The organism is Nostoc cf. edaphicum LEGE 07299, from assembly GCF_015207245.1.
Lineage (GTDB): Bacteria > Cyanobacteriota > Cyanobacteriia > Cyanobacteriales > Nostocaceae > Nostoc > Nostoc edaphicum_B.
In genome coordinates this window covers 1-3,396 of sequence record NZ_JADEXF010000702.1, presented here as the reverse complement: position 1 = coordinate 3,396, position 3,396 = coordinate 1, and the positions used below count along the sequence as shown (strand labels likewise).

Here is a 3,396-nt window from a genome sequence, read left to right as displayed (position 1 = left end):
ACCTTATAGCAGTCTCTATTTTGAGGTTAGCAAACATCTTAAGAGTGGACTGCATACAGAGTGGCAAAAGTATGTTATAGGTCTTTGAGCCAAAAATCACAGGAGCAAAGGAGAAAGCAGAAATACCCTCTTTCTTTGGAAAACAGCCAATAACTTTAGTTATAGAGTGTTAAAAAATTGGTGGCTATATGGCTTGCAACGAAAGCGATTGATCAACTATCAAGCTTTTAAATTTGTTGTATGTATATAGAGTTTCTCTTTTGCTCTTTACTGCCCCTGTATTTTGCCCTTTTCCATTGGACTTTACCCTAAGTTTTCAGAATTTTCAAAGGTGATAGGAAACACGCGTTGTTCATCAAAAATAATTGTTAATTGCTCAATAGTCACAATAATGAGAATATTAAGCATAAGAATATTTCAAATATCAAGGACTAATTCTAAAGTATAAGATAGAAAGTATACCCTAAGTTAGATAAAAATCCCCCGGATTCAATTTACGAGAGAGAACAAAACTCCTAAAACATATTTATGCTGCTAGATACAGCCGATATCCTAAACTTCCTTGCTGTATGCCCTTTAGTGGAAGTTAGTTGATTGTTTAGCGCTGTTACTGGCAATAAATATACTTAGATGTATAGTGCAATGTCTTGAGATTTTTGCGAAGATCATAATAATGTGGCTAAATTCAGGGAATTGCTGCTCGTAGTATTTCTGAATTAAAGGAGCCTCACACTTTAAAAAAGTTCCCTATGTACTTTAATTCTCCCGTTACTCAGTTTGAGAGTTTGTCATTGACCAAAGAGCCAAACCCAGAGGAACCTGAAATCGAGAAAGCGCCAGTGGAAGTTGCATTTAAAAGTCCGTCATCACCGCCATCGGTAGGTGATGGGGCTATATATCTCAATCAGCGTGGTAATTCCCTGGCACAACAAAAGTCAGAAGAATTGCAAAGAACGCTTTTGGCACACCGACACGATCGCCAACTAGTAATTCTACAAGATTTTCCTGACCCTGATGCCCTTTCTTGTGCCTGGGCTTATCAGTTAATTGCCCAGCAATATGATATCAAATGTGAAATCATTTATGCTGGCGCATTGAGCCATCAAGAAAATATTGCGTTGGTAAGGCTGACTAATTTACCTATCCAACGGTGGACAACGCAAACCTTGAAAACAAAAGATTTGTCATCTTATCAAGGTTTTGTATTAATTGACAACCAGGGAACCACTTCGCAACTACTGTCAGCGGTGCAGCAGGCTGGAATTCCCTTAGTGGTACTCATCGACCATCACAGTATCCAAGGGGATCTGCACTCAGAGTTTGAGGATATCCGTCCTTATGTAAGAGCGACGGCAACCATTTTTACTCAATACCTCCAAACAGGATTATTAGCATTAGATAGCAGCATAAATCAACACGTCAAATGCGCTACTGCCTTGATGCATGGCTTGCGATCAGATACAAATCGGCTCATGCAAGCGCAAGAAGAAGACTTTATGGCAGCGGCGTATTTAAGCCGATTTTATGACGCTCAATTGCTAAACGCTATTTTACAGGCCAACCGTTCCAAGCGGGTAATGGATGTGATCGAGCGATCGCTAAAAAATCGCATTGTCCAAAATAACTTTTCCATTGCAGGTGTTGGTTACTTACGCTACGAAGACCGTGATGCCATCCCCCAAGCGGCTGATTTTCTCGTCACCGAAGAAAACGTCCACACCGCCGTAGTTTACGGTATTGTTCACGATGAAGACGATGAACTGGAAATAGTCATCGGCTCCCTGAGAACCAGCAAACTTACCCTTGACCCTGATGAATTCATCAAAGAAGCCTTTGGGCAAGATAGCACAGGGCGTTTTTTCGGCGGTGGAAGGACAAGCGCAGGCGGCTTTGAAATCCCGATGGGCTTCTTATCTGGCAGTAACGAAAATTCCGCTTATGCGAAAATGAAATGGGAAGTATTCGACGCTCAAATTAAGCAAAAACTGTTGAGGTTAGTTAATCCCAGAGATAATCCGATTCAGTCGGAGTAGAGGGAATTCAAGGAGACGCGGAGAACTCCTAACTAATCCAGCAGTCAAAGTGTTTGTTCATATAGCATCCCTTCCCGATTTTGGATAAAAGTCGGGAATTTGAGTTTTATGGCGAATGCTGAACTAAATCAAAGTTAACTTGCGCCTACCTATTTATTTGTGAAGAAGGAGCGCCATGAAGTCTATAAAACTCCAAATCTTACAAACTCTGTATGAGCAAGATTTTTATGCTTGGGTAGAGCAGACAGCAGAGCTTTTGCGATCGCTTGTCCGTTTTCTGTTGATGAGATTTTAGACTTATACTTTTATCCTAATGCTGAGGAATAACTATGTAGAAATTTTGTATTAGTGTAGATATATTCAATATGCTCAGGAGTCAGTTGTGAAAATTGCTGTAAGTTTGTTAACTAATTATCAAGATATTAACTTGGAATGCGAATAATACCTTTTGAATTTCTCATTCCCAGACGACCTGTTTCATTACAGACAAAGAAAAGAGAAAATCTTCAGGTATGGAAGAATTTTGTGCGCGTTGAAGCCCAAAAAGTTTGGAAAGATAACAGCCCCATTAAAGACGCCGATCTACAATTGACCCTAGTTTATCTTTGTGATGAGTTTCCGGCTGACATCGATAACATTATCAAGCCAATTCAGGATGCACTTGTAGACTTAGTTTTGGAAGATGATAGTTTAGTATCAGATGTAGATAGTCATCGTCGATTTATGTCTGATCCGATTGATATTATAAGTCTACCTTCTTTATTACAGCGTGCTGTCATCACAGGTAAAGAGTGTGTTTATGTAAAAGTGAGTGAATCTCAAACACTGGAAAAATACTTATGATTAACAATACTAAAACTCTATACGATGAAAAAGTAAAATCTCTGGCAGAGAAGTACGAAATTCAAGGATTTCGTGTTTTATTTAAACCCAAAACAGATGAATTACCATTCGATTTGGGTAACTACCAGCCAGATATAATTGCTATTAAAGACGGCTCAGGTTTGGTAATTGAAGTAAAAACCAGCCTCAGCCGAATGTCAGTTGATCGTTTACAGGCTTTAGCACAGGAAGTGAGTAAACATCCAGGCTGGCGTTTTTTATTGCTAACACTTGAAGATATAGAAGCCAAATCCTTACCTGGAATATCCGAACAACTCCCTTCATGGGAAGAGCTAACTGATCGGTTTATCCAAGCACATAAGCTTATTGAAAATGATGAAATTGAACCTGCTTTTCTTTATATGTGGAGTATTTTTGAGGGGATTTTAAGAAAGCGAGCAATCGATGTGTCAATTCCTATTGAACGTTTACCATTTATAGGATTACTAAAGCATCTGTACTCTTTAGGAGAATTATCAAT

General features: G+C 39.1%; 4 protein-coding genes and 1 pseudogene. All 5 read left to right on the top strand.

Going from position 1 to position 3,396, the window contains the following annotated elements; all coding sequences use genetic code 11:
* Window positions 1-88 (top strand): annotated as a pseudogene (locus tag IQ229_RS19250) (HNH endonuclease); the annotation flags it as partial.
* 661 nt (window positions 89-749) lie between these two features.
* Window positions 750-2,033: a DHH family phosphoesterase gene (locus tag IQ229_RS19245; RefSeq protein WP_194046498.1), complete on the top strand. Its 1,284-nt coding sequence runs from the start codon at window positions 750-752 to the stop codon at window positions 2,031-2,033.
* A gap of 175 nt (window positions 2,034-2,208) precedes the next feature.
* Window positions 2,209-2,328, top strand: a complete 120-nt coding sequence (locus IQ229_RS19240) for a DUF29 family protein (protein WP_228013571.1) — start codon at window positions 2,209-2,211, stop codon at window positions 2,326-2,328.
* A 137-nt stretch (window positions 2,329-2,465) separates the two neighbouring features.
* Window positions 2,466-2,876 (top strand): RusA family crossover junction endodeoxyribonuclease, encoded by a 411-nt coding sequence (locus IQ229_RS19235; RefSeq protein ID WP_194046496.1) that lies wholly within the window; start codon window positions 2,466-2,468, stop codon window positions 2,874-2,876.
* Window positions 2,873-3,396 (top strand): hypothetical protein (locus tag IQ229_RS19230; RefSeq protein ID WP_194046494.1); only part of this gene is annotated, 524 nt, incomplete at its 3' end. The genes IQ229_RS19235 and IQ229_RS19230, both read left to right, overlap by 4 nt.

Bases quoted from the DNA above. Each gene is read 5' to 3' on its own strand.
- IQ229_RS19245 (WP_194046498.1), top strand. From the start codon at position 750: ATGTACTTTAATTCTCCCGTTACTCAGTTTGAGAGTTTGTCATTGACC.
- IQ229_RS19240 (WP_228013571.1), top strand. From the start codon at position 2,209: ATGAAGTCTATAAAACTCCAAATCTTACAAACTCTGTATGAGCAAGAT.
- IQ229_RS19235 (WP_194046496.1), top strand. From the start codon at position 2,466: ATGCGAATAATACCTTTTGAATTTCTCATTCCCAGACGACCTGTTTCA.